Below are 26,090 nucleotides of genomic sequence, written 5' to 3'. Positions count from 1 at the left end.
AAAAAATAGTGAGCATGTAAAAATAAAATATTTGAATTTTACTTTGGTATCAATTTAAAATTATTATATGGAGATTCTATGCATTCTAATAACTTAATAGTTGTAATTGATAAAAACTCTAGATTATCTAAAGCTCTTAAAAAAATATTAGAACCAGAAGATTTTTATCTACTTAGTGTTAAAGATACAGCACAAGGGATATCAAGTATTAAATATAATACACCTCAACTACTTATTTTTGTTATCAATCACACAATGGATGATAGCCTAAAAAGTTTTATGGATATTAAAAATAGTTGTCAGGTATCTATACCCTCTATTTTTGTAGGCAAACATAACGATGAGAATATGTATAAAATATTAAAGATAGGTATGGTAGATTATATATCTGAACCAATAGTTAAATCAGAGGTTATATTTAGAGTTAATAAAGCGACAAATGAACTTAAAAAAAACAAGTCATTAGAGAGTTACAACCTATTATTGGAAAAAAAATGCGCAAGATATGAGGATATTAATGAAAATATTGCAGACTTAATTTGGGAGACTGACAAAAATGGAAACCTTAACTATATCTCTGAAAATATTGTTGATATATTAGGGTATGAACCCCATGAACTTTTAGGTAAACCACCCTATGAAACCCTTGAACAATCCTCAATTCCTGAATATAAACGTAAACTTAATACATTACAATCCATGATTAAAGATTATGAAAATTGGCATAAACACAAAAATGGAAACTTTATATGTTTACAAACTTCTATAACCCCTATTTATGATAAAGATGAGACAATAATTGGGTATAGAGGTTTTAATAACGATGTAACAGAGAAAAAGAGTGCTCAAAATAAGCTTATTAAACTAAATGAAAAACTTGAAGAGAGTGTTTATCTTAGAACAAGGGAGTTAGAAGAGGAGAAGTCTTTTATTGATCATATTATAAATAATCTTCCTGGAATATTTTACACCTTTGACAATAAGGGTGATATACAAAGATCAAATAAATCTTTTCAGAATTTATTAGGTTTAAACGAAGGAAGTATTAAAAAAGTAGACCTATTAACTAACCATATCGATAGGGATAACTCTTCCGATATGGATATTTTTGAAAAGTTAAAGGGAATTGGAAATAACTCTCTTGAGGCTGATATACGAAGTAAGGATGGGACTTTAATTCCATTTTTATTTACAGGGTCTAAGGTAGATATTAATGATCAGACATATACTGTTGGTTTTGGTATAGATTTAACAGAGAAGTATAGGACAAATATACAGTTAAAAAGGTTGTCTGAAGCTGTTGAACAGAGCCCTGTATCTATTATAATTGCAGATACTGATGCTCAGATTATATATATAAATCAGGAATTCTCTAAAGTCTCAGGTTACAGCCAGGAGGATGTCATTGGGAAAAAACCATCAATACTACAGTCTGGTATTATGGGTGATCAGTTTTATAGAGAGTTATGGAATACTATTTTATCCGGTGAAACTTGGAAGGGTGAGATATATAATAAAAAGAAAGATGGATCTATATATTGTGAGGCTACAACTATCACTCCAATATTAGATGATAGAGGAGTTATAAGTAATTTTGTTGCTATTAAAGATGATATAACAAGACGGAAAATAAGGGAAAAAGAGTTAAAGGATAAATCTGTTAGATATGAGCAACACAGTCTATATCTATCAAAACTTACTCAGAATGATGACCTTGTTAACCAATCCATAGAAAATACATATGATAAAATTTCTCAATATGCAGTTCTTGGTTTAAATATTTCAAGATCCAGTATTTGGTTATTTAACAGTGATAAAACTGAACTCTCCTGTTATAGCGAGTATGGGGAAACTAATGGCCAGTCATTAGTTGGTTCAGTGTTAAAAGTTACTGATTTTCCTATATACTTCGAAACAATTTTAAAGTGTAAAAGTCTGGTTGTATACGATGCTTTTAGTGATGAGAGAACTACTGAGTTAATTAATAACTACTTAGTTGATAACGATGTTAAATCATTACTTGATATTCCTATATGGGTTAGGGGTGATATATGGGGTGTTTTATGCAATGAAAACAGTACAACTAAGGAGTGGAAGAATGATGAGAAGTCCTATGGTAAGTCTCTATCTAACTTTATCTCCCTAACTGTCGAAGCAAATGATAGGGTTTTAGCCCAACATAAGGCTGAGGAAGCTACAAGGGCTAAGAGTGACTTTATTGCAAATATGTCCCATGAGATTAGAACACCCATGAACGCAATTGTAGGCCTACTACATCTTTTAACTAAAACTGATCTAAACGAAAAACAGGAAAATTATATTAAAAAGATTAATATCGCTTCAACTAATTTATTGGATATTATAAATGATATTTTAGACTTTTCAAAAATAGAAGCAGGAAAACTTGATATCTATAATATTGATTTTAATCTTGATGAAGTAGTTGATAATATTTTTAATATGTTCCAGGAAAAAGCTAGTCAAAAATCATTAGATTTACAAGTAAAAGTTGATGAGCTTGTACCTAGATTTCTAAATGGTGATCCCCTTCGGATTAGTCAAATATTAACAAATTTAGTTAGTAACGCAATTAAATTTACAGAACAGGGGAAGATTATAATCAAATGTAGCCTAGACAATATGTTAGAGACAGATATTTTATTGAAATTTGATATAATTGATACAGGTATTGGGTTAACAGAAGAGCAGAGTAAAAAGATGTTTAAATCCTTTAGCCAGGCAGATACATCTACAACTAGAAAGTATGGTGGTACAGGTTTAGGGCTCTCAATCTCAAAAAAACTATCAAAATTAATGGATGGGGATATCTCAGTAAATAGTAAACCTGAGGAGGGTAGTACTTTTTCCTTTACCTGTCGGTGTAATATTGTTGGAACTCAACCTTTTGATTTATTTGATATTCCAAAAGAGTTTAAAAATACTAATATTCTTTTAGCCTCTAGTGATGATGAATTAGTAACCACATTATCCTATCTTCTAATGGAGTATGATTTTAAAGTTAACAGTGTCAAAAGTGGGTATGATGCAATTGAAGCATATAATAGTAATAAGAAAGAGAAATCTAAAAGATACTCTATTATTTTTGTTGATCTAAAACTAACAGAACTAAATGGTCTTGATACAATTAAGAAGATAAAAAATTTGGATGACAAACATAGTTCTAAGACTATACTTATATGTGATTTTAATAGACCTGACATTATTAATGAGTATACAAGGGTTGGTGTTGATTCAATTTTATTAAAACCTATAACAAGAAGTGCTGTAGATGATACACTTTATACTATTATGGAGATAAATAGTCCTCCTAATACAGAATCAAATAGTATTGAATCAACTAAGAATAGGCTAGAGTTTGATAATAGAATGGATATTTTACTTGTTGAAGATAATGAGATAAATCAACAAGTAATAGTTGAAATCCTTAATCAAGATGGAGTTTTTATTGATGTAGCATGTAATGGTTTAGAAGCAATTAAAATGGCAAAAGAGAAGAGATATAATATAATTTTAATGGACCTGCAGATGCCTGAGTTAGATGGAATTTCTGCTACAAAAATAATACGTGAATTGTACAGTGAGGTAGAGTTACCAATTATTGCTTTAACTGGTAATGCAGTTTCGAGTGTAGAGGATGAGGTTTTAAAATGTGGAATGAATGACTACATTACAAAGCCTATAAATTTTGACAATATGTTTGTTAAAATCAATAAGTGGGTATCTAATTTACAAATAACCCCAATTGATAAGAGTAGTTTAGAAATTCCTAATATTAAACACCTAGATTGTCATGAGGGTATTGCTCGAATTAATAATGATGTGAAATCCTATCTATCAATAATTTCCAGGTTTAGAGAGAATAATGCTGGAATATTTAATGAAATAAATAGTTTCTACTCTATTGGTGACTATGAATCTTGTTGCGAAGTCATTCATAAACTAAAAGGTATTGCAGGTAATATTAGTGCAAATGAGATCTATAGTATTTGCATAAAGATAGAGAATGCCTACAACAATGAAGATAATAATCTCTGCTCTAATTTAATTTCCTCCCTTGGAGAGGCCATTAATGCCCTTTTTAACAGTATAGATAACTTCTTTGAAGTTAATAAGGAGTACAAAATAAAAGAAAAGGTTGGGAAAACTCAGATTGATGCATATAATTTAAAAAATGAACTTGAAGTTATAAAGGGATATATTAGTAGTAATAATATTCAAAGTGTAAAACTTTTAGAGGATCTGATAATTAAGGTGGAAGACGATAGTCTAGAAAAAAAATTGAAAGATGTTTTAAAACATATTAAGAATTTTGATTTTGAAAAATCATTAGAAATAATTATAGAAATAGAGGGAGAATAGATGGTTAAGGAAAAAATATTAATAGTAGATGATGTTCCTGAAAATATAGAGTTATTAATTATTCTTTTGAAGGATCAATATGAAATCATAGCATCAAAAGATGGTAAAAAGGTTATGGAATTACTAGAGAAGGAGAGACCTGATCTGATTCTATTGGATATAATGATGCCAGAGATTAATGGATATGAAGTTTGTAGTATGATTAAGTTACATGAAGAGTATATGGATATTCCTATAATTTTTCTTACAGCAAAGGCACAAATTGAAGATTTACAACAGGGGTTTGAGTGTGGTTGCGTAGATTATATTACTAAACCATTTCAGCCTATTGAATTAGAACTACGGGTTAAAACACATTTAGAGATAAAGAGAAATAGGGAGCTTTTAAATCAAAAAAATGCTCAGCTTAATTTAATAAATATTGAAGTTAATAATACATCTGAGTTAATGCAAAATAAGGCGGAATATCTAGCCCAGAGAGTAAAAAAAGTTTTAACTCAAAAGAGTGATATGGATAATCAACTACAGAGTGTAAAAGAGCTAATTCCCTTAATAGCATCCAATGATTTAGGAAGTTTAAAAGTAGTAGCAAAAATTCTAGATGAGAGTCGAGAATCTATTGATAAATTAATAAAAGAGCCAGGGGAAGAGTATTTTAAAATTCTCTCCCAAACAATAGAACCCCTTAAAATGGCAATTTCTGATATTGAAGGAGCTATTAATGCTTTAGTATCAATAGGACTTATTGATAAAAAGACACTAGTAGGAGGTAGTATTACTGATACATCTTTTTACTCTCTATTAGAGAAGATATATAGAGAGGGTAAGTTATCAGCTGAACATTTTGAAGATTTTGTAAAACTAGCAACTTATAAAATAAAACAAAAAGATGAGATTACTCTGTTCTAAAAATAAAAAGGGGCAAGCTTAGCTTGCCTCTTTTTATTATAGAAAATCTACATCTTCTGTATAATCAATCTCGTCAAATCCAAAACCGTGTAGTTTTAAGAAATCAGATTTATATGTCTCAATATCAGTCATTTCAGATAGTGTATCACTTGTAATACTATCCCATCTTTTTTCAACTTCTGCTTGAACATCATCCCTCATCTCAAGATCATCTAGTCTTAATCGACCTTCCTCGTCTACAATTGCAGTAGAGCCATTATATATTTTTTGGACAAACATTCTTTGCATCTGTTCTATGCAGCCCTCATGAATCTCTTTCTCTTTCATTATTTTAAATAGAAGGGAAATATATAAGGGCACAACTGGGATAACAGATGAACTTCTTGTTACTAAGGCTTTATTTACTGATACCCAAGCTTGTCCATTAATATCTTTAGTAAACTCTGTAATCTCTTTAGCTGTGGCCTCTAAGTGTTCCTTTGCTTTTCCTATAGTTCCTTTTCTGTACACAGCCATAGTTAACTCAGGACCAATGTAGGAGTAGGCTATACTTTTAAAACCATCTTCAAGAACATCTGCCTCTTTTAAAGCTTTGATCCATAACATCCAATCTTCACCCCCCATAACCTTTACAGTTGGGGCAATTTCAGACTCATCCGCTGGTTCTATTGAAACTTCAGTTACAGTTCCCTTCTCAGGGTTAACTGATTTTGCTGTATATGTTTCACCTAAGGGTTTTAAACATGATTTGTATAACTCTCCAGTATCTGGATCAGGTCTAACAGGAGATGCTAAGGAGTAGACAATCATATCAACTTTACCAAAGAGCTCTTTTATTCTCTCAATGGCAATTTTTCTTGTCTCATGGGAAAATGCATCAGCATTTATACTTTCAGCAATTAAACCTTCAGCTTTCGCTTTCTCATCGAAAGCCCTATTATTATAAAATCCCGGAGTAGCAGGTCTCTTTTCAGAACCTTCTTTTTCAAAAGAGATATTTAAAGTTCCTGCACCTGATCCAAAGGCTAAGGATATTCTAGATGAAAGTCCATAACCTGTAGATCCTCCAACTACTAACACTTTTTTAGCTCCGTTGAATTTAGGTTGAGACTTTACATAATCTATCTCTTTTTGAACAGCTAGGGCACAACCTTTTGGGTGAGCTGTCATACATATTCCATTTCTAATTCTTGGTTCTACTGTCATTTATTAATCCTCGTATTGTTTAAATATAAGTGAACCGTTGTGTCCACCAAAACCTAGTGAGTCTGTTAAAGCTGCCTTAATTTCACCCTCAACACCCTTTCCTTTTACATAGTCTAGGTCACATAATTCATCTTCTGTTTCTAATCCAATAGTTGCAGGGAAGAAGTTGTTATTGATTGCTAATACTGAGATAATCGCTTCGATACCACCAGCTGCACCTACACAGTGTCCTGTCATACCCTTAGTTGAAGATACTTTTAATTTGTAAGCATGCTCACCAAATGCAGTCTTAATAGCATTTGTCTCTATAGGGTCATTTTTAGGTGTAGATGTTCCGTGGGCATTAATATATTGAATCTCTTCTGGTTCCATACCAGCATCTTGTAGCGCAATTGTCATAGATCTTGCTCCACCTTCTCCATCTGGGGAAGGAGCTGTAATATGTCCTGCATCACATGTTTGTCCATAACCAACAAGCTCTGCATAAATTTTAGCACCCCTTGCCTTAGCATGCTCTAACTCTTCAAGTATTAAAATTCCAGCACCCTCACCTAGAATAAAACCATCTCTATCTTTATCAAAGGGTCTACAAGCTGTTTTAGGGTCGTCATTTGTAGTTAAAGCTTGGATTTTGCAAAAACCATCAATAGCTAGTAGGGAGATTGGAGCTTCCATTCCACCTGTAATAACCATATCGGTTTGGCCTGACCTAATAGACATTAATGCATTTCCAATAGCATCAGTTCCTGCCGCACATGCTGTTACAACTGCATGACAAGGACCTTTAATTCCATGCATTATCGCTACGTTAGCTGGACCCTCATTAAGAATAAGTTTTGGAATAGTCATTGGAGCAACACTTTTACCATTAAAAATTTGCTTATATCCATCTTCAATTATTTCAAAACCACCAATACCATTTCCAAGAATTACTCCTGTTCTAAATGGGTCAAAGGTCCCCTCTTTATGTCCTGCGTCTTCCATAGCTTCTTTTGCTGCTACACATGCAAACTGTGTAAATCTAGCCATCTGTCTTGCAGCTCTTTTATCTATAAAATCTGAAGCTTTCCAATCCTTAACTTCAGCGGAAACCTTAGATGGATAATTAGAAACATCTACTAAAGTAGTTGGTGCTACTCCACATTTTCCTTCTTTTAAAGCATCCCATGTATCTTTCACGTTTTTCGCAAGTGGGTTAACTGTTCCCATTCCTGTTACAACAACTCGTCTTCTCATTTTAAAATCCTCAGTATATATTTATAATTACTCAAATTGAAGTTTGTTAACAAACTTCATATTACATGTTTAATCCACCATTAACACCTAGAACCTGTCCTGTTACATATTTTGACATATCTGATGCTAAGTATAAAACAGCATTTGCAATATCATCCGCTTCACCAAAGGCTGCCAATGGAATTGCAGATTTGTAATTAGCTTGAACTTCTTCAGATAATTTATCAGTCATTGGAGAAGTAATAAAACCAGGTGCAATTGCATTAACTCTTACGTTTCTTGAACCAATTTCCTTCGCTAAAGCTTTTGTAAGACCTAAAAGTCCCGCTTTAGATGCACAATAATTTGTTTGTCCAGCATTTCCTTGAACACCAACAACAGATGACATATTAATAATTGAACCAGTTCTTTTTTTCATCATAGCTCTTGAAATTTCTCTACTCATTAAGAATGCAGATTTAAGGTTAATATTAATAACATCATCCCAATCCTTAGTTTTCATTCTCATCATTAGTCCATCTCTAGTTATTCCAGCGTTGTTTACTAATATATCAATTGATCCAGCATGTTCTAAGATTTTTTTACAAGCTTCAACTACTTGTTCTTCATTACTAACATCAGCCGTATAACCAAATATTTCTGTATTGTTCGCTTTTGCAAGAGTTTCCATTTCTGCCATATCTGGATCAATACCAAGATCTAGGTTGTATACAATAGCCCCATTTTCTAAAGCTTTAACTGCAATAGCCTTTCCGATTCCCCTAGAACCACCTGTAACTAATAATTTTTTTCCTTCTAATAATCCTGACATTTCTTACTCCTGTATTCCCTGAATATCTTCTAAAGTCCCTGATGGGATTGATTTAAATTCTTTATCTATTCCTGCAAAAAGTCCAGTTAAAACTTTTCCAGGTCCACTTTCATAGGCTGTTGTAAAGCCTGCTTCTTTTATTTTGTTTTCAATTGAAATCCATTTTACTGGACAGATAATTTGATCGCCACAAAGTTTTTTTGCTTCTTCTCCACTTTTGATTATATCTCCAGTTACATTAGAATATATAGGCATTTGTGGATCGTTAAAAGTAATTGTAGATAAAAAATCTTCGAATTGATTCTTTGCCTCTTCTAATAATGGGGAGTGGAATGGTCCAGAGACTTGTAGATGTACAACCCTTCTAGCCCCAGCCTCTTTTAGTAGTGGTTCAATTGCTAATAAGCTCTCTTTAAGTCCTGATATTACAGTTTGAGAAGGGCTATTATAGTTTGCCATATATACACCATCTATCCCTGACGTTTTTATTACATCTTCAATAACTTCTGGTGTAATTCTTAATACAGCTGACATTCCTGTTTCACCCTTAGACTCTTTTAAACCCTCACAAACGGATTGCATAACATCCCCTCGTTTTTTTACAAGTTTAAATACATCCTTAACTGAAACCACTCCTGCTGTTGCTAAAGCTGCATATTCACCTAAAGAAAATCCAGCTACACCACTTGGATCTATTCCCTTCTCTTTTAACATTATAGTAGATGCTAAATTCACTAAAGTTATTGCAACTTGTGTATTATCTGTCTGTTTAAGATCCTCTGGGCTACCATTAAATAATAACTCTTTGACATCAATTCCAGTCTCTTTTTGTGCAATATCAAAAAGCTCCTTAACTGCATCTGAGTTTTCATAAAAATCAGTACCCATTAATGGGTATTGGGCTCCTTGTCCAGGATATAAAAATACATTCATTCTAATAAATCTCCTTGGTTGCATAGGCGAGCAGGAACTTGTTCCGACCCGTAAAGTATATCTTTATGCATTAATAGTGAGCTGGAATTTCTTCCAACTTACAATAAAGTCTCTATAAAAAGAGTTTAATATTTTATAAGGTTTGCAGCGTATGTTAATCCTGCTCCAAATCCCATTGTTATAATGTAATCTCCTCGTTTTAGCAGTCCTTTTTCATGCATCTCGTTTAGAGCTATACCTATACTTGCTGCAGATGTATTTCCATAATCTTTTAAGTTCATATAAAATTTAGACTCATCAAGTTTTAATCGCTTTGACGCAGCTTTAATTATTCTATAGTTTGCTTGGTGAGGTACAATCCATGCAATATCATCTGCAGTTAAGTTATGTCTCTCTAAAAGCTCTTTAACCATCTCTGTATTAACTTTAACTGCAAAGTTGTAAACAGCTTGACCGTCCATATATAGAGTTCTTTCTGTAATATCTGGAAGAGTATCTTTTATTGGGTTTCTAGAACCTCCCGCATTAATTTTTAAGGCGCACTCTCCACTACCATCAGCTCTAACAATTGAGTCAATAATATCTCCATCAGCATCACTACCCTTTGATAATATTAGTGAGCCTGCCCCGTCACCAAATAGACAACAAGTACTTCTATCATTCCAGTTTACAATGCTTGAGAGTTTCTCCGCTCCAATTATCATAATATTTTTCATTCTACCATTATTTATTAAGCCTCGAGCTACCTCAATAGCGTAGGATAACCCTGAGCAACCAGCAACTAAATCAAAGGCCCCTGCTTTTGTAGCGCCTATTCTGTCTTGTACAATACAAGCCGTTGCTGGGAAACCTATATAGTCTGGGGTAGCAGTAGCTACAATTATCATATCAAGTTCATCGGCATTTATTTTTGCTCTTTCTAAAGCAATTTTTGCTGCATTATATGCAATGTCAGAAGTTGCTGTATCTTCATCAGCTATTCGTCTTTCACAAATACCAGTCATTGTTCTTATCCACTCATCAGAAGTATCAACCATTTTTGTAAGATCATCGTTGGTTAAAACTTTGCTAGGGGTCCATGCACCTACTGATAATATTTTTACACCCATATATTTTCTCCATATTATTCTTTCTTAGATTTATTTTTGACAAAAAATGTATTGTTGTCAATAATCTAATTTCCATATTTTACCCTATATATATTTTTTATTAAAGATTTTTTTGACGTTTTTGCTAATTTGTTTATTTTATCTTCATTTATCTTGACATTAAACAGGCTGGCGTTAAAATAATAAACAGTTAACTTTACAGTTAAGAGGAGCAACCAATGTCTACAGTAGCTGACAAGCTTAAAGAGTTAAAACAGCGAGAAGAAATAATAAAGAAAATGGGTGGAGAAGATCGTGTTAAGAAACAACATGATAAAAATAAGCTTACAGCTAGAGAGAGACTTGATATTCTGTTTGATGAAGGTACGTTTAGAGAGATTGATATGTTTGTTAAACATCGTTCTACAAACTTTAATTTTCAAGATGTTGATATACCGGCAGACGGTGTTATTACAGGGCATGGTTTAATTGAAGGAAGGCCTGTTTTTGCATACTCTCAAGATTTTACCGCTAGAGGTGGATCTTTAGGGGAGCAACACGCTGCAAAAATCGTAAAAGTGCAAGACCTAGCAATGAAGTGTGGAGTTCCTATAATCGGATTAAATGACTCTGGAGGAGCAAGGGTAGAAGAAGGTATAGACTCTTTAAAGGGTTATGGGGATATCTTCTTTAGAAATTCAAGGGCCTCAGGTGTTATTCCTCAAATATCATGTATTATGGGACCTTGTGCTGGAGGGGCTGTATACTCTCCTGCTATGACTGATTTTATATTTATGGTTAAAAAAACTAGTTATATGTTTATTACAGGTCCAAGTGTTATTGAGTCTGTTACAGGTGAGAAAACTACATTTGAAGAGCTAGGTGGTGCAGTTGTTCATAATGCAAAGTCAGGTAATGCTCATTTTGCGTGTGAGAGTGATCAAGATGCATTAGAGAGTATAAGAGAGTTGATCTCATTTTTACCTAATAATAATATGGAAGAGCCAGAAACAATTCACTCTAGTGATGATCCACATAGAGATTGTCCTGATTTAAATACAGTTATTCCAGATGATGCTAGAGCTCCCTATGATATGAAAAATATTATTGAAGAGGTTTTAGATGATGGTTATTTTTATGAAGTGCAAGAGCTTTTTGCTGAAAATGCAATAGTAGGATATGGGCGTTTAGATGGTAGAGTTGTTGGTATTGTTGCAAATCAGCCAATGTTTTTAGCTGGTTGTTTAGATATTGACGCATCGGATAAAATGACTAGGTTTATTAGAACTTGTGATGCCTATAATATTCCTTTAATCTCATTTGTAGATGTACCAGGGTTTCTTCCTGGGGTTAATCAAGAGCATAATGGTATAATTCGTCATGGTGCTAAAATGTTATGGGCATACTCTGAAGCTACAGTTCCTAAGTTGACAGTTGTTACTAGAAAAAATTATGGTGGTTCTTACATTGCAATGAGTTCTAAACATTTAGGTGCAGATATGATGTTTGCATGGCCAAGTTCTGAAATAGCTGTAATGGGTGCAAAGGGTGCCGTTGGTATTATTGCATCATATAGAAAAGCTATTTCAGCAGCTGATGAGAATGATAAGCAAGCTGTTATTGATGAAAAAATTGCTGAGTATGAAACAGCATTTAATACACCATATATTGCTGCAGAACGTGGATATATAGATGCTATTATAGAGCCATCAGAGACAAGAAAAAGATTAGTAGACGCTTTAAATATTTTAAAGACTAAACGTGAAGCGCTACCTCCTAAGAAACATGGGAATATTCCTCTATAGGGTTTAGTTATGGATAAAAGAGCAAAGATGAAAAAGGCTGCTATTATGGCAGTTATGGCATTTTTAGAAGAAGAAGAAAAAAATAAAAAGAGTGGTAATAATTGGGTAGATTCTGGTAGGCAGATGATTATGAAGAATCGACAGATGGCCCAAACAAAACTCTTTAGATAAGGCTGTTTTGTCTATTAATTAAGATAGATCGTAAATTAAAGTTTATTGATCCTAGTTTATAGACAAAATGATACTTTAAGGGTTGGACCAGGTTCCTACTACTATTTATGTTCAAAGAGATACTTTGCGGGTTGGAACAAGTTCTTACTCGCCTATGCAACCAAGGAGATGAAAATGAAATTTGATAAACATGGCGTTTTAAATATGACAGAGATGAATTACGCTGGAGATAGACCGAAGGCAAAGAATCCTGTTAAAGTTCAAGATGTTTCTTATAGGGATGGTCACCAATCTATTTTTGCAACCCGAGGACGAACTGAAGATATGATACCTGTTGCAGAGATGATGGACGAAGTAGGTTTTCATTCTTTGGAGATGTGGGGTGGTGCAACCTTCGATGTTATGCATCGTTTTTTAAATGAAGATCCATGGGAAAGAATAAAAACTCTACGTCAACACGCTCCAAAAACTCCTTTTTCAATGCTTTTAAGAGGTCAAAACTTAGTTGGGTATAGAAATTATGCAGATGATGTTGTTGATACTTTTATTAATAGGGCATCTGAGAATGGAATTGATATTTTTAGAATGTTTGATGCTTTACACGACTTTAGAAACTTTGAAACAGCTGCTAAGGCAATTAAAGCCAACGGTAAACATTTTCAAGGAACCCTATGTTATACTTTAACTGAGTTAAGATTAGGTGGAGATGTATATAATATAGATTTTTATCTTAAAAAAGCAAAAGAGTTGGTTGATATGGGTGTTGACTCTATATGTATTAAGGATATGGCAGGGTTATTAGCTCCGTATGACGCATATAATTTAATCAAAGCATTAAAGTCTCAGTCAGACACACCTATTCATTTACATTCCCACTTTACATCTGGAATGGGTGACTTAACACTTTTAAAAGCTGTTGAAGCTGGAGTTGATGTAATTGATACATGTATGGCTCCATATGCGTATAGAACATCCCATCCCGCAATTGAGCCATTAGTTGTAACTCTTATGGGAACTGATAGGGATACTGGTTTTGATCTAAAGCTACTTAATAGAATCTCTAAGGAGATGGAAAAAAGTACTCCAAAATATATGCATCTAATGGATAATACAAAACTTTCTGTTATAGATACTGATGTTATATTACATCAAACTCCTGGAGGAATGTTATCTAACCTTGTTAATCAATTAAAGCAGATGGGTTCTATAGATAAACTTGATGAAGTATTTGAAATGCTTCCAAAAGTTAGAGAAAAATTAGGACAGATACCATTAGTAACTCCCACTTCACAAATAGTAGGAACTCAAACCGTAAATAATGTTCTATTTGATAAAAACGGAGAGGAGTTTACTCAGATTACAGAACAGGTAAAGGATCTATGTTATGGGTTATATGGAAAAACAGAACTACCAATAGATAGTGAAGTTCAAAAGAAAGCTCTTAAGGATTATCCAAGAGGGCAAGAGCCTATAACTTGTAGGCCTGCAGATATTTTAGAGCCTGAAATGCCTAAAGTTAAAAAGGATTTTTCTGGTTTAGCTAAAGATATTGATGAAGAGGTTTTATGTGCGTTATATCCAATTACTGGAAAAAGATTCTTAAACTGGAAACATGGACATGAAAAAGCTCCTGATGATGTTAAACCTAAAACATTAGAAGATGTTGAGATGGAGAGAGAGCTTATTGCTAAAGCTGTAAGTGGTGAATTAAAAGAGAAGGGTGATGCTGAAGCTCCTGCTAATGCTAGAAGTTTTGATGTTTATGTTGAAGGCGAGCACTTTAGTGTTCAAGTTGCTGTTCCAAAAGCTGGTGGTTCTACTTCTAAGTCTCCAAAAAAGAAAAAAGAGAGTGTTGTCGCAGATCCTAAATCAATTGTAGCTCCAATTCCTGGAATGATTGTTGAATACAAAAAGGAAGTTGGGGACGAAGTTAAAAAAGGTGATGTTGTTGTTGTTTTAGAAGCGATGAAAATGATGAATAATCTAGAAGCTGCTATAGACGGTGTAATTAAAGAGATTCATTTTTCAACAGCAGATAGTGTAGCAAAAGGTGATGTATTAGTATCTATAGAATAATTATATTTTTTTTGAAATGTTTATTGACAAAAAAAATGTGAGTTGGTATATTCATCGAGCGTTGCAACAGTAACTCTAACTTAAGAGTCTGTTGAGACGAAAAACTTAATAACTTTTATTAGTTGTTAAGGCATGAGCTACTTTGTAGTATCATGTTTACATTAGTAATAGAGAAGGGAAGAAATACTTTTAACATTTAATGTTAATTAAAACCTTGAGTATAAAGATCAACTTAGTTATTACTAACTTCGGTTAGTAAACATAATAACGGAGAGTTTGATCCTGGCTCAGAACGAACGCTGGCGGCACGTTTTAAGCATGCAAGTCGAACGGTAGGAAGTGCTTGCACTTCCGAGAGTGGCGAACGGGTGAGTAACACGTAGATGATCTACCTTTTAGTTGGGGATAGCCCATGGAAACATGGAGTAATACCGAATAATCTCTTTAAGCTTTAGCTTTTAGAGGAAAGCAGCGCCCAGCTGTGCTGAAAGATGAGTCTGCGCACTATTAGCTAGTTGGTGGGGTAAGAGCCTACCAAGGCGACGATAGTTAGCCGACCTGAGAGGGTGATCGGCCACATTGGGACTGAGACACGGCCCAGACTCCTACGGGAGGCAGCAGCTAAGAATCTTCCGCAATGGACGAAAGTCTGACGGAGCGATGCCGCGTGGATGAAGAATGCAGAGATGTTGTAAAATCCTTTTATGAGTGAGGAATAAAACTACTAGGAAATGAGTAGTAGATGACGTTAGCTCATGAATAAGCTCCGGCCAATTACGTGCCAGCAGCCGCGGTAACACGTAAGGAGCGAGCGTTGTTCGGAATTATTGGGCGTAAAGGGCGTGTAGGCGGTTAATTAAGTCTTGTTTGAAAGACCGGTGCTCAACACCGGAAACGGACAGGAAACTGATTAACTAGAATCCGGTAGGGAAATGTGGAATTTCTAGTGTAGGGGTGAAATCTGTTGATATTAGAAAGAACACCAATGGCGAAGGCAACATTTTGGGCCTGGATTGACGCTGAGGCGCGAAAGCATAGGGAGCAAACAGGATTAGATACCCTGGTAGTCTATGCCGTAAACTTTGTACACTTGGTGTCGGGGGTCAAACCTCGGTACCGAAGCTAACGCGTTAAGTGTACCGCCTGGGGAGTATGCCGGCAACGGTGAAACTCAAAGGAATTGACGGGGGCCCGCACAAGCGGTGGAGCATGTGGTTTAATTCGATGATACGCGAGGAACCTTACCAGGGTTTGACATATTAGTGACCGTTCTAGAGATAGTTCTTTCCTTTCGGGGACACTATTACAGGTGCTGCATGGCTGTCGTCAGCTCGTGCCGTGAGGTGTTGGGTTAAGTCCCGCAACGAGCGCAACCCCTATCGTATGTTACCATCATTAAGTTGGGGACTCATGCGAGACTGCCGGTGACAAACCGGAGGAAGGTGGGGACGACGTCAAGTCATCATGGCCCTTATACCCTGGGCTACACACGTGCTACAATGGCCGGTACAGAGTGATGCGAAGCCGCGAGGTGGAGCTAACCGCAAAAAGCCGGTCTCAGTTCGGATTGGAGTCTGAAACTCGACTCCATGAAGGTGGAATCGCTAGTAATCGCATATCAGCATGATGCGGTGAATACGTTCCCGGGCCTTGTACACACCGCCCGTCACACCACCCGAGTTGGGGGTACCCGAAGTCGTTAGTCTAACCTTTATGGAGGACGGCGCCGAAGGTATGCTTAGTAAGGGGGGTGAAGTCGTAACAAGGTAGCCGTACTGGAAAGTGCGGCTGGATCACCTCCTTTCTACGAGAAAGGGAAGCTTAGTTTTTACTAAGTACCTTAAAGATTTATCTTTAAACCCTAAATGTCTTGGGTAAAAGACATTCAAGAGAGGTAACTCTTGTAAAGTAAAACTGCAGTACAATAGGTTAGTATTTCTTCCTCCTTCTATTTTTATATTTGTCCTCGTGACAGTTAAGTCTTTGGTGAGTATTGTTCTGGTTCGATTCCAGTGGCTTAAATATCAAACTTTTCTATTAGAAATGTTTGACTTGCCTTACATTGATTGTTTTTAATCATTGAAAGGCAAAATAGCATAGTTGGCAACCTCTCAAAGTTTCTTCGAAACTTCTGACGGTGTTGTAAACTACGTTTACAACTAAATAGCGAAGGGTATAAAAATTATAGTGTGAAAGCACAAATATTTTTGATAGGAACAATATGTCTATCGAAGTTTCTTTGAAACTTCTGTCGACTATATTTTGCTAGCAAAATATATGGTCAAGCGAATAAGGATCCATGGTGGATGCCTTGGAGCTATCCGACGATGAAGGCCGTGGTAAGCTGCGAAAAGCTGGGTTAAGGAGCAAACATCCTTTGACGCCCAGATTGCCGAATGGGGTAACCCAATAGACAAGATGTCTATTACCTTTACATGAATAAAATAGTGTATTGGAGTGAGACTCAGGGAACTGAACCATCTAAGTACCTGAAGGAAAAGAAAACAATTGTGATTCCCTTAGTAGCGGCGAGCGGACGGGGAATAGCCCAAACCTTTACTGTGTAATATCTGCACGGAGTTGCAGTAGGGGTGTTGTAGGATGTACTGTTTTGTATTGTGTGATGCGAACTGCAGTAAGAAACTATATTAGTAGCAGAAATTAGCTGGAAAGCTAGTACCAGAGTGGGTGATAGTCCCGTAAGCGAAACTAATATAGCTGTAGAGTATATTCCTGAGTACAGCGGGACACGAGAAATCCTGCTGGAATCTGGGGGGACCACCCTCCAAGGCTAAATACGAGATAGCTACCGATAGTGAACGAGTACCGTAAGGGAAGTGGTGAAAAGCACCCCGGGAGGGGAGTGAAATAGACCTGAAACCGTGGATTTACAAGTGGTCAAAGCGTCCTTGAGACGTGATGGCGTGCCTTTTGTAGAATGAGCCTGCGAGTTACGTTAATATGCAAGGTTAAGGTATAGAAGTACCGGAGCCGGAGGGAAACCGAGTCTTAATAGGGCGCCAAGTATGTTGCCGTAGACCCGAAGCCGAGTGATCTATTTATGAGCAGGTTGAAGCTTGAGTAAAATCAAGTGGAGGACCGAACACTAGTCTGTTGAAAAAGGCAGTGATGACTTGTGAATAGGGGTGAAAGGCCAATCAAACTCGGAGATAGCTGGTTCTCGTCGAAATGGTTTTAGGATCAGCGTGATATGATTTTTGTCGGAGGTAAAGCACTGATTAGGCTAGGGCCCTTCACCGGGTACCAAACTTATTCAAACTCTGAATACCGATAAACAAAATATTGCAGTGAGACTGTGGGTGATAAGATCCATGGTCAAGAGGGAAAGAGCCCAGACCGTCAGCTAAGGTCCCTAAACTATGCTAAGTGGAGAAGGAAGTTCGATTGCAAAGACAGCCAGGAGGTTGGCTTAGAAGCAGCCACTCCTTGAAAGAGTGCGTAATAGCTCACTGGTCGAGTAGTCGAGCGCCTAAAATGTAACGGGGCTAAGCATAGTACCGAAGCTACGGATTCGTATTAATACGGATGGTAGACGAGAGTTGTGTAGGCTGTTGAAGGTGATCTGGAAGGATTGCTGGAGGTATCACAAGTTAGAATGCAGGCATGAGTAACGAAAAGGAAGGTGAGATCCCTTCCCGCCGAAAGCCTAAGGGTTCCTGGGTAAAGGTTTTCTTCCCAGGGTGAGTCGGCCCCTAAGACGAGGCTGAAGAGCGTAGTCGATGGGAAACTGGTTAATATTCCAGTACTTCTGTTAATTTCGATGGGATGACGCATAAGGAGATTCTATGCCGGAGAATGGTAGTTCCGGTCCAAGCAATAAGCTGTTGAGAGATGTAGGCAAATCCGCATTTTGAGGTGAGTTGTTAAGGGTACTAAACCTACGGGTGCAGGAAGATAGAGGATTCATCGTGCCAGGAAATAATCTCTAAGGTTCGATTAACAGGAACCGTACCGCAAACCGACACAGGTAGGCGAGCTGAGTATGCTAAGGCGTACGGGATAACTCGGGTTAAGGAACTCGGCAAATTACATACGTAACTTAGGGAGAAGTATGGCCTACTCCGCGAGGAGAGGTTGCAAAAAAGAGGTCCAATCGACTGTTTACCAAAAACACAGGTCTCTGCGAAATCGTAAGATGAAGTATAGGGACTGACACCTGCCCGGTGCCGGAAGGTTAAGAGGAGTTGTTAGATTTATCGAAGCAGCGAATTGAAGCCCCGGTAAACGGCGGCCGTAACTATAACGGTCCTAAGGTAGCGAAATTCCTTGTCGGGTAAGTTCCGACCCGCACGAATGGTGTAACGAATTGGACGCTGTCTCAACCCGAGACCCGGTGAAATTAAAGTATCGGTGAAGATGCCGATTACATGTGGTTAGACGGAAAGACCCCGTGAACCTTTACTGCAGCCTGATATTGAAATCTGGTTAAACATGTGTAGGATAGGTGGGAGACTATGACCCCTGATCGTTAGGTTGGGGTGAGTCGTTGGTGAAATACCACCCTTGTTTAATTAGTTTTCTAACAGAAGCCGTTATCCGGTTTTTGGACAATGTCTGGTGGGCAGTTTGACTGGGGCGGTCGCCTCCTAAAGAGTAACGGAGGCGCGCAAAGGTTACCTTGATCTGGTTGGAAATCAGATTGTAAGTGCAAAGGCAGAAGGTAGCTTGACTGCGAGACTTACAAGTCGAGCAGGTACGAAAGTAGGTCTTAGTGATCTGGCGGTCCCGAGTGGAAGGGCCGTCACTTAACGGATAAAAGGTACTCCGGGGATAACAGGCTTATTTTGCCCAAGAGTTCATATCGACGGCAAAGTTTGGCACCTCGATGTCGGCTCATCGCATCCTGGGGCTGAAGCAGGTCCCAAGGGTTTGGCTGTTCGCCAATTAAAGCGGTACGTGAGCTGGGTTCAGAACGTCGCGAGACAGTTCGGTCCCTATCTGCCACATGCGTTGAATGTTTGAGAGGATCTATTTTTAGTACGAGAGGACCGAAATGGACGAACCTCTGGTGTATCTGTTATCGTGCCAACGGTAATTGCAGAGTAGCTAAGTTCGGGAGGGATAACCGCTGAAAGCATCTAAGTGGGAAGCCCGCCTCAAGATGAGACATTCCTGAGAGTTTAACTCTCCTAAAGGGACCAGAGAGATGATCTGGTTGATAGGCCTCAAGTGTAAGTGCAGTAATGTATTTAGCTGAGAGGTACTAATCTCCCGTGAGGCTTGACCATATTTTTATTTTCCTTAACTGGATATGATTTTTATACCCTATTTAGTTATTTACCTTCGGGAAATAACGGAGTATAAATAAGTAGAATAACTTAACTCCAGCGTTATTTAAAATAAACTTAAGTTTTCTTAAGTTGTTTTAATTAAACACTTTTTTTAAGAGTTTTTAATTAAAATTTTTGTCTAGTGATGATAGCACTTGGGCCACACCCGTTCCCATACCGAACACGGAAGTTAAGCCAAGTTGCGCCGATGGTACTGCGTTAGTGGGAGAGTAGGTGATCGCTAGACTTTTTTTATTTATAATAGTTTTATTTACCATGTATCTGTATTAGGATTTCCCCACTATCGCAGTACCATCTCGATGGTACAATGCCAATTCAATCCAGTCATGCAAATAATATATTAAGTTCCATATCAATCTCCTAGTTTAGCAAAACAATTTCTGATCGAAATGTTTTGAGTGGGAGAGTAGGCTAATTGCACTGCAATTAGGTTCATACGCTAGACTTTTTTTTATTAATTTTCTTTTTTTAATCAACACGTTTTGTTTAACATGAACTAACGCAGTTCCATCTCGATGGTACAATGCCAATTCAATCCAGTCATGCAAATAATATATTAAGTTCCATATCAATCTCCTAGTTTAGCAAAACAATTTCTGATCGAAATGTTTTGAGTGGGAGAGTAGGCTAATTGCACTGCAATTAGGTTCATACGCTAGACTTTTTTTTATTAATTTTCTTTTTTTAATCAACACGTTTTGTTTAACATGAACTAACGCAGTTCCATCTCGATGGTACAATGCCAATTCAATCCAGTCATGCAAATAATATATTAAGTTCCATATCAATCTCCTAGTTAAGCAAAACAATTTCTGATCGAAATGTTTTGAGTGGGAGAGTAGGCTAATTGCACTGTATTTAGTTCCTAGGCTGTAGATTTATTGATATCCATTCTAATATTATAAAACTCAACTGTAATAATTACACTTACCCCTATTTAATACTCATAAATACTTCCATTCTTGAATTGTGAGATATATAATAAAGTTAAGAGGGTAGTATGAAAGTAAATTTTTCAGATTTTACTAAGAAACGGGCTGTACATAACTATATCCTGGATAATAGTGTTAAAAAAGTTGTAAAGACAGAGTCTCGATTATTAGATGAAAATGGTGTTGTAACTGAGCATTCACAGGATTTTATTGAGAATTGTGGAGATGTTAAGTACTACTTCCAAAATGATGAAATACTTGAGATAAATAGAATAAACTCTGTAGCTATTTTTATTAAAGGGAATAATAATAGGATTCTCCTAGATTCTAATGAAACAGATGATTTTGAGGAGGAGTTTATACAAATGCTAAATAGTGAGTTAGGATTGAACTTTGAATTAGAGTTTTTATATTTTCAAAAAAATCTTACAGGTCACTTAACAACTGATAAACTAAAAAAACTTAACAAAGATTTAGACTTACTTACAAAAGAGTATGGTTTAAAGATAAGTAATTAAAAGTGGAAATAGTAATTACATGTGCTTTGCCTTTTGAGTTTAATTCAGCAAAAAATGAGTTAGGTTTAAGAGAAGAGACATTAAAGGGCGATCTACCAAGAGTTGCTAAAAAAGACCATGTAACACTAATCTATACAGGTCTTGGAAAAGTTAATACATTGATTAATCTTTATGAAAACCTCTTAAATTTAAAAGATTTAGTTGTTATAGATACAGGTACATGTGGATCACTTAATAATAAACTTCATCCCCTAGATATTGTAACTATAAATAGGTCATTGGAGTTTTACAATTATGAGACAGTTGGAAAAAAATATAGTATTAAGAAAGAAGGTTTATTAACTATTTTTAATAATTTGGAGTTTGATGATTATATTAATGCATCTATTGAGGATAGTGTCAGTGACCCTAAAAAAAGAAATCTATTGGTAGATAGGGGCTGTTCTGTAGTAAGTTGGGAAACATCCTCAGTTTTTGAAGTTTGTAATAAATTAAAAATTCCTTGTTTTTCAAAAAGAGTTATTACTGACAACTGTGATGAAAATACATTTAAGGATTTTAAAAATAATAAGAGTGAAGCGTGTAAAAAATTATATATTTCTGTAAAAAAACTTTGTAAAGGTATATAATAATAATAATGCCTTGAAAAATTAATAATTTTTATTAGAATGTAATATGTAGGAGATTTGTTGTGATATTAGGTCAAAGTAAAAAAGAGGTTGTAGAAGATCATACGCTACAGCTTGTTACTTTCCAATTAGGGAAAGAGAGATATGGTATTGATATAATGGATGTTAAACAGATTAATGGTATTGAAGACGTTAGACCTATTCCTAATGCTCCGGTATATGTGGAAGGTCTCTTTAATTTAAGAGGGGCTATTATTCCTGTAATTAATCTGCAAAAAAGGTTTCATTTTGAAAAAAAAGAACTAACTGAAGAAGAAAAACTCCTAAGTGGATTTATAATAATTAATATTAATAATATGGATATCGGTATAATTATTGATAAAATTTTAAAAGTAGTTACAGTTGATAAGAGAAATATTCAGCCACCACCACAAATTGTTTCTGGTATAGGAAGTGAGTATATTCATGGTGTTGTTAATGAAGAAGATGGATATTTGGTTATTCTAGATACTAGGAGACTTTTTAGTAGAGGCGAACTTAAAAATATAGACTTAGGAAACCTTTGATAGAAGTAAGTAAAAAATATTTCAGAAGAAAAGAGATGGACTCACTACTCACTTATTTAGTCGAAGATGACTTTGATGCTGTAGGTGAGTTGTCTAAATTAATTAAAAAAAACTATGATAAACATAATGTGAAACTTTTAAGAGATTATGAGTCTGCCTTTAGGATCTTTTTAGAAAAACTAGAACTTAAAGGTGGAGAGATAATGATCTCTGCATTAGCTCCAGTATCTCTATATAGGGTTATTATTGAAAAAGGGTTTACTCCTATTGTATTAGATGTATCCTTAGAAACAGGTTTAGTAGAATTTGATTCATATAATAATAATCTTAGGGATAAAACTGTGTTAATAATAAATACATCTACGTACACATATATTGATACATCATATCTTAAAGATTTAGGGGTTCCTGTTATAGATATTTTATTGTGTGGTATTGGGTTAGATGTTAATATGGATAGCATAAACTTTAATAGTGACTACACTATAATATCACTTGAAGAAGATTTAATAGTTAACTCCTTAGGTGGAGCTATTTTTTTTACAAATCATGAAACAAAATATATTGATAACTACCTTAAGCATAATCCACACCTAATCCTTTCAGGATTAAATGCCTCTTTGGCAATCTCATTAATTAATGACTTAGAACATTTTCAAGAGAGACGTATACATGTTATTGAAGCATATAAAAACTCAATACTAAAATCTGGATACTACACCTTTGATAGTGGGGATACTACTATCTATAGCTCTTTTCCTGTAATTGTTAAAAAGTCGTTGAAGGAGATCCAGCACTATTGTAAAAATAATGGATTAGAGACACAGAGAGGATATTTAGATTCAATAATTAGAAATATTAGAGGTCTTAAATGTTGTAATGCAAAATCTTTAACAAGTAGGACGTTACTTATTCCTCTGTCGTTATCTATGAAAAAGAAGGGTATAGAACTAATTTCCAAGATTCTATCGACATTGCCCTAAAATCCCAATATTATTAGTTATGGCTACTATAAAAAATGTTCTACTGTATGTAAACAGAATAAAGTGTGAAGCTACATCTCTTGAGTCTGATATAACTACCTATTTAAATGGTATCGGTATTGAAAACTCAGTTATTTATGCTGATAAACAGGAACATTCAGAAATAAAAAATTTTGATCTAGTTATCACACTAGGTGGAGATGGTACAGTTCTTCAGGCACTAAGAAGGATACACGCCTATCAAATTCCGATTTTAGGTATTAATCTAGGTACAGTAGGCTTTATAACAGAGATAGCCAAGGGTGAATGGAGAGAGGCGTTAGATAAATATATAGATGGCACCCTAAGGGTTAGTAATCGTACTCTGTTAGATATAAAGGTTGTTAGGAAGAATAGGGAGATCTTTAATACCATTGGAGTAAATGATGGAATTGTAACTTCTAACAATATAAAGGCTATAATTGAATTAAAGGTATATTTTTCGGATATAGAGATAGGTGAGATTCATGGAGATGGAGTTATAATATCTACGCCTACAGGTTCTACAGCTTACTCATTAGCTGCAGGGGGACCAATAATTAATCCTGAGATGAACGCGCTGATTTTTACACCTATTTGTCCTTATTCCCTATCTAATAGGCCTATAGTTACTGGTGGTAATGAGATTATAAAGGTAAAAATAAATAAAAATCAGCGAGCTAATATACTATTAACTATAGATGGACAGGAGTCTATAGATTTAGAAGAAGAAGACCTAGTATATTTCCGTGAACACGGTAGGTATGCTAGGGTTATTATGTCTGATAAAAGGTCGTTCTTTGATGTAGTAAGAACAAAATTAAAATGGAGTGGAGGGCCCCGTGCTTGAAGAGTTAAGTGTTACTAATTATGCATTAATTGATGATATTCAAGTCTCATTCTCAAAAGGGTTAAATATATTAACAGGTGAAACCGGTGCAGGTAAGTCCTTATTAGTTGGAGCACTTGGTCTAATTTTTGGTAAAAAAGGAAACCCAAGCTATGTAAGGCAGGGATGCGATGAGGCAAATATATCTGCCTTAGTTGATATAAGTGGTAACCATGAGGCACAAAGATGGTTATTAGATGCAGGAATAACCTATGAAGATGATCAAGTATTAATAAAAAGAAATATAAAAAATTCTGGGCGAGGTAGTCAGTATATTCAAGGACAAGGGATTATTAGATCCCAATTAGAGGAGTTTTCCTCCCTTCTATTTGATATGCATGGACAGCATGAGCATCAATCTCTTTTTAGCAAGGTAAACCACAGGAAGTTACTAGATAAGTATGGAGGCTTAAATGATGATGTATTATCTCTATATAACAAATTTCAAGAGATTACTAAACTAAGAGCTGATATAGCTGACCTTGAAGAGGAAGAGACAGACTTAGGTGATAAATTAGAGGAGCTAAATAGAGCTATAAAAGAGATTGACTCGGCTGCTTTATATGACGGTGAAGAAGAGGAGATAGAGAAGGATCTAAAACTATTAAGAAATACGGATAAACTCTGTTACCTAATAGATGAAGCCCTAAGTTTTACAAATGGGGCTAAGGGTATAGTTCAATATCTTAAGAATCTAACAATTAATATAGACTCTCTTTCCCATATTGATGATGTTTTTACTCCTATGATAAAAAGAGTAAAGGATAGTTATTATGAGATGGATGATATAAATGAATCTATTAGTGATTATAAAAGAATGATTGATTTTTCACCAGAACAGCTTAATATTAAAGAACAGAGATTATCTGAAATATTTAAACTTGAAAAGAAGTATGGCGCAACTATTAAAGATGTTTTAGATTATAGTATAGAGGCTAAAAAAGAGATTGATAAGATTGAAGGTTCTGGAAATAATATAGAAGCTTTAAAAGGGCGATTAAAACTAGAACAAGAGGATATCTTACAAAAAGCCAAACTCTTGTCCGAGGGTAGAAGTAAGTTTGCTAAGGAGCTTGAAAATAGGGTGGTAGCCCAGTTAAAACAGCTTAGTCTACCTAATGTAAGGTTTGTTGTTGATTTAGCTCCTAGGAAGGATAGTAATGGAAAACCATCCTGTGGCCCTTGGGGAATGGATGAAGTAGAGTTTTTAATGTCTATGAATCCTGGGGAACCACTAAAACCGGTTAAGCAGATTGCATCTGGGGGAGAAATTTCTAGAATTATGCTTGCCTTAAAGAGTGTTTTAGCCGATGTAGATAGTGTTGGGTGTTTAATTTTTGATGAAATTGATTCTGGAGTAGGCGGAGAAGTTGCTCTTAGTATAGGGGAGCATTTAAAATCACTTTCTAGAAATAAACAAGTTTTAAGTATCACCCACTTAGCAAGTATTGCAAGTTGTGGTGAAAATCACTTAAAGGTTATTAAAAGTACAGATGGTACAAAGACAAAAACTGAGGTAGTTAAACTTCAGGATGATCAACGTGTAAGGGAGATAGCAAGAATGTTATCAGGCGAGTGTAATGAGGCATCTTTAAATCATGCTAAAGAACTCCTTGGTATCTGCTAAA

At 35.5% G+C, this 26,090-nt stretch carries 16 protein-coding genes and 3 rRNA genes; 14 read left to right on the top strand and 5 right to left on the bottom strand.

Annotated elements, in window-relative coordinates; genetic code table 11:
- The first annotated feature begins 78 nt into the window (after positions 1-78).
- Both EW093_RS03345 and EW093_RS03340 read left to right on the top strand, forming a co-directional pair.
- On the top strand, positions 79-4,380 hold the full coding sequence (locus EW093_RS03345; protein ID WP_149567029.1) for a PAS domain S-box protein: 4,302 nt from the start codon (positions 79-81) through the stop codon (positions 4,378-4,380).
- A complete protein-coding gene (locus EW093_RS03340) occupies positions 4,381-5,289 on the top strand; it encodes a response regulator (RefSeq protein WP_149567028.1) in 909 nt (302 codons plus the stop codon). It begins immediately after the preceding gene.
- Between the two features lie 36 nt (positions 5,290-5,325).
- Here the strand turns inward: EW093_RS03340 and fabV are convergent, their stop codons facing one another.
- The 5 genes from fabV to EW093_RS03315 all read right to left on the bottom strand — a co-directional run bounded on the left by fabV (position 5,326) and on the right by EW093_RS03315 (position 10,584).
- Positions 5,326-6,495, bottom strand: coding sequence for an enoyl-ACP reductase FabV (gene fabV / locus EW093_RS03335; RefSeq protein ID WP_149567027.1), 1,170 nt, complete (start codon positions 6,493-6,495; stop codon positions 5,326-5,328).
- A 3-nt stretch (positions 6,496-6,498) separates the two neighbouring features.
- Positions 6,499-7,731 (bottom strand): beta-ketoacyl-ACP synthase II, encoded by a 1,233-nt coding sequence (gene fabF, locus EW093_RS03330; RefSeq protein ID WP_149567026.1) that lies wholly within the window; start codon positions 7,729-7,731, stop codon positions 6,499-6,501.
- 61 nt (positions 7,732-7,792) lie between these two features.
- Positions 7,793-8,542 carry a 3-oxoacyl-[acyl-carrier-protein] reductase gene (fabG, locus tag EW093_RS03325; protein WP_149567025.1) on the bottom strand — a complete coding sequence of 250 codons (750 nt, stop codon included), beginning with the start codon at positions 8,540-8,542 and terminating at the stop codon, positions 7,793-7,795.
- A 3-nt stretch (positions 8,543-8,545) separates the two neighbouring features.
- The gene (locus EW093_RS03320) at positions 8,546-9,475 is read right to left on the bottom strand and encodes an ACP S-malonyltransferase (RefSeq protein WP_149567024.1); all 930 of its coding nucleotides are present in this window, start codon (positions 9,473-9,475) and stop codon (positions 8,546-8,548) included.
- A gap of 125 nt (positions 9,476-9,600) precedes the next feature.
- Entirely contained in the window at positions 9,601-10,584 is a 984-nt protein-coding gene (locus EW093_RS03315) for a beta-ketoacyl-ACP synthase III (protein ID WP_149567023.1), read from the bottom strand.
- Between the two features lie 218 nt (positions 10,585-10,802).
- On the opposite strand from EW093_RS03315, the gene EW093_RS03310 reads away from it, so the two are divergent.
- The 12 genes from EW093_RS03310 to recN all read left to right on the top strand — a co-directional run bounded on the left by EW093_RS03310 (position 10,803) and on the right by recN (position 26,089).
- Positions 10,803-12,368 (top strand): acyl-CoA carboxylase subunit beta, encoded by a 1,566-nt coding sequence (locus EW093_RS03310; protein ID WP_149567022.1) that lies wholly within the window; start codon positions 10,803-10,805, stop codon positions 12,366-12,368.
- A gap of 9 nt (positions 12,369-12,377) precedes the next feature.
- Positions 12,378-12,539 carry a hypothetical protein gene (locus EW093_RS17255; protein WP_187759812.1) on the top strand — a complete coding sequence of 54 codons (162 nt, stop codon included), beginning with the start codon at positions 12,378-12,380 and terminating at the stop codon, positions 12,537-12,539.
- Between the two features lie 174 nt (positions 12,540-12,713).
- The gene (locus EW093_RS03305) at positions 12,714-14,615 is read left to right on the top strand and encodes a pyruvate carboxylase subunit B (RefSeq protein WP_149567021.1); all 1,902 of its coding nucleotides are present in this window, start codon (positions 12,714-12,716) and stop codon (positions 14,613-14,615) included.
- Between the two features lie 264 nt (positions 14,616-14,879).
- Positions 14,880-16,419, top strand: a 16S ribosomal RNA gene (locus EW093_RS03300).
- 475 nt (positions 16,420-16,894) lie between these two features.
- Positions 16,895-19,864 (top strand): 23S ribosomal RNA (locus EW093_RS03295).
- Between the two features lie 180 nt (positions 19,865-20,044).
- A 5S ribosomal RNA gene (gene rrf / locus EW093_RS03290) occupies positions 20,045-20,153 on the top strand.
- The 16S, 23S and 5S rRNA genes sit together here, the layout of an rRNA operon.
- Positions 20,154-20,927: 774 nt before the next feature.
- Positions 20,928-21,377 (top strand): hypothetical protein, encoded by a 450-nt coding sequence (locus tag EW093_RS03285; RefSeq protein ID WP_149567020.1) that lies wholly within the window; start codon positions 20,928-20,930, stop codon positions 21,375-21,377.
- Positions 21,378-21,379: 2 nt separating this feature from the next.
- A complete protein-coding gene (locus EW093_RS03280; protein WP_149567019.1) occupies positions 21,380-22,006 on the top strand; it encodes a phosphorylase family protein in 627 nt (208 codons plus the stop codon).
- A 62-nt stretch (positions 22,007-22,068) separates the two neighbouring features.
- Complete coding sequence (locus tag EW093_RS03275) at positions 22,069-22,572, top strand: chemotaxis protein CheW (RefSeq protein WP_187759811.1); 504 nt, start codon at positions 22,069-22,071, stop codon at positions 22,570-22,572.
- Complete coding sequence (locus EW093_RS03270) at positions 22,569-23,555, top strand: hypothetical protein (protein WP_149567018.1); 987 nt, start codon at positions 22,569-22,571, stop codon at positions 23,553-23,555. Before EW093_RS03275 ends, EW093_RS03270 begins: the two co-directional genes overlap by 4 nt.
- A 19-nt stretch (positions 23,556-23,574) precedes the next feature.
- Positions 23,575-24,423, top strand: a complete 849-nt coding sequence (locus tag EW093_RS03265) for an NAD(+)/NADH kinase (RefSeq protein WP_149567017.1) — start codon at positions 23,575-23,577, stop codon at positions 24,421-24,423.
- Positions 24,416-26,089: a DNA repair protein RecN gene (recN, locus tag EW093_RS03260; protein ID WP_187759810.1), complete on the top strand. Its 1,674-nt coding sequence runs from the start codon at positions 24,416-24,418 to the stop codon at positions 26,087-26,089. The genes EW093_RS03265 and recN overlap by 8 nt, the downstream gene beginning before the upstream one ends.
- Position 26,090 lies beyond the last annotated feature (1 nt).

Origin of the sequence: Thiospirochaeta perfilievii, from assembly GCF_008329945.1 — a bacterium.
Lineage (GTDB): Bacteria > Spirochaetota > Spirochaetia > DSM-2461 > DSM-2461 > Thiospirochaeta > Thiospirochaeta perfilievii.
Note: the sequence above shows the minus strand (reverse complement) of the source record. Positions and strands in the feature narration are given on the sequence as shown.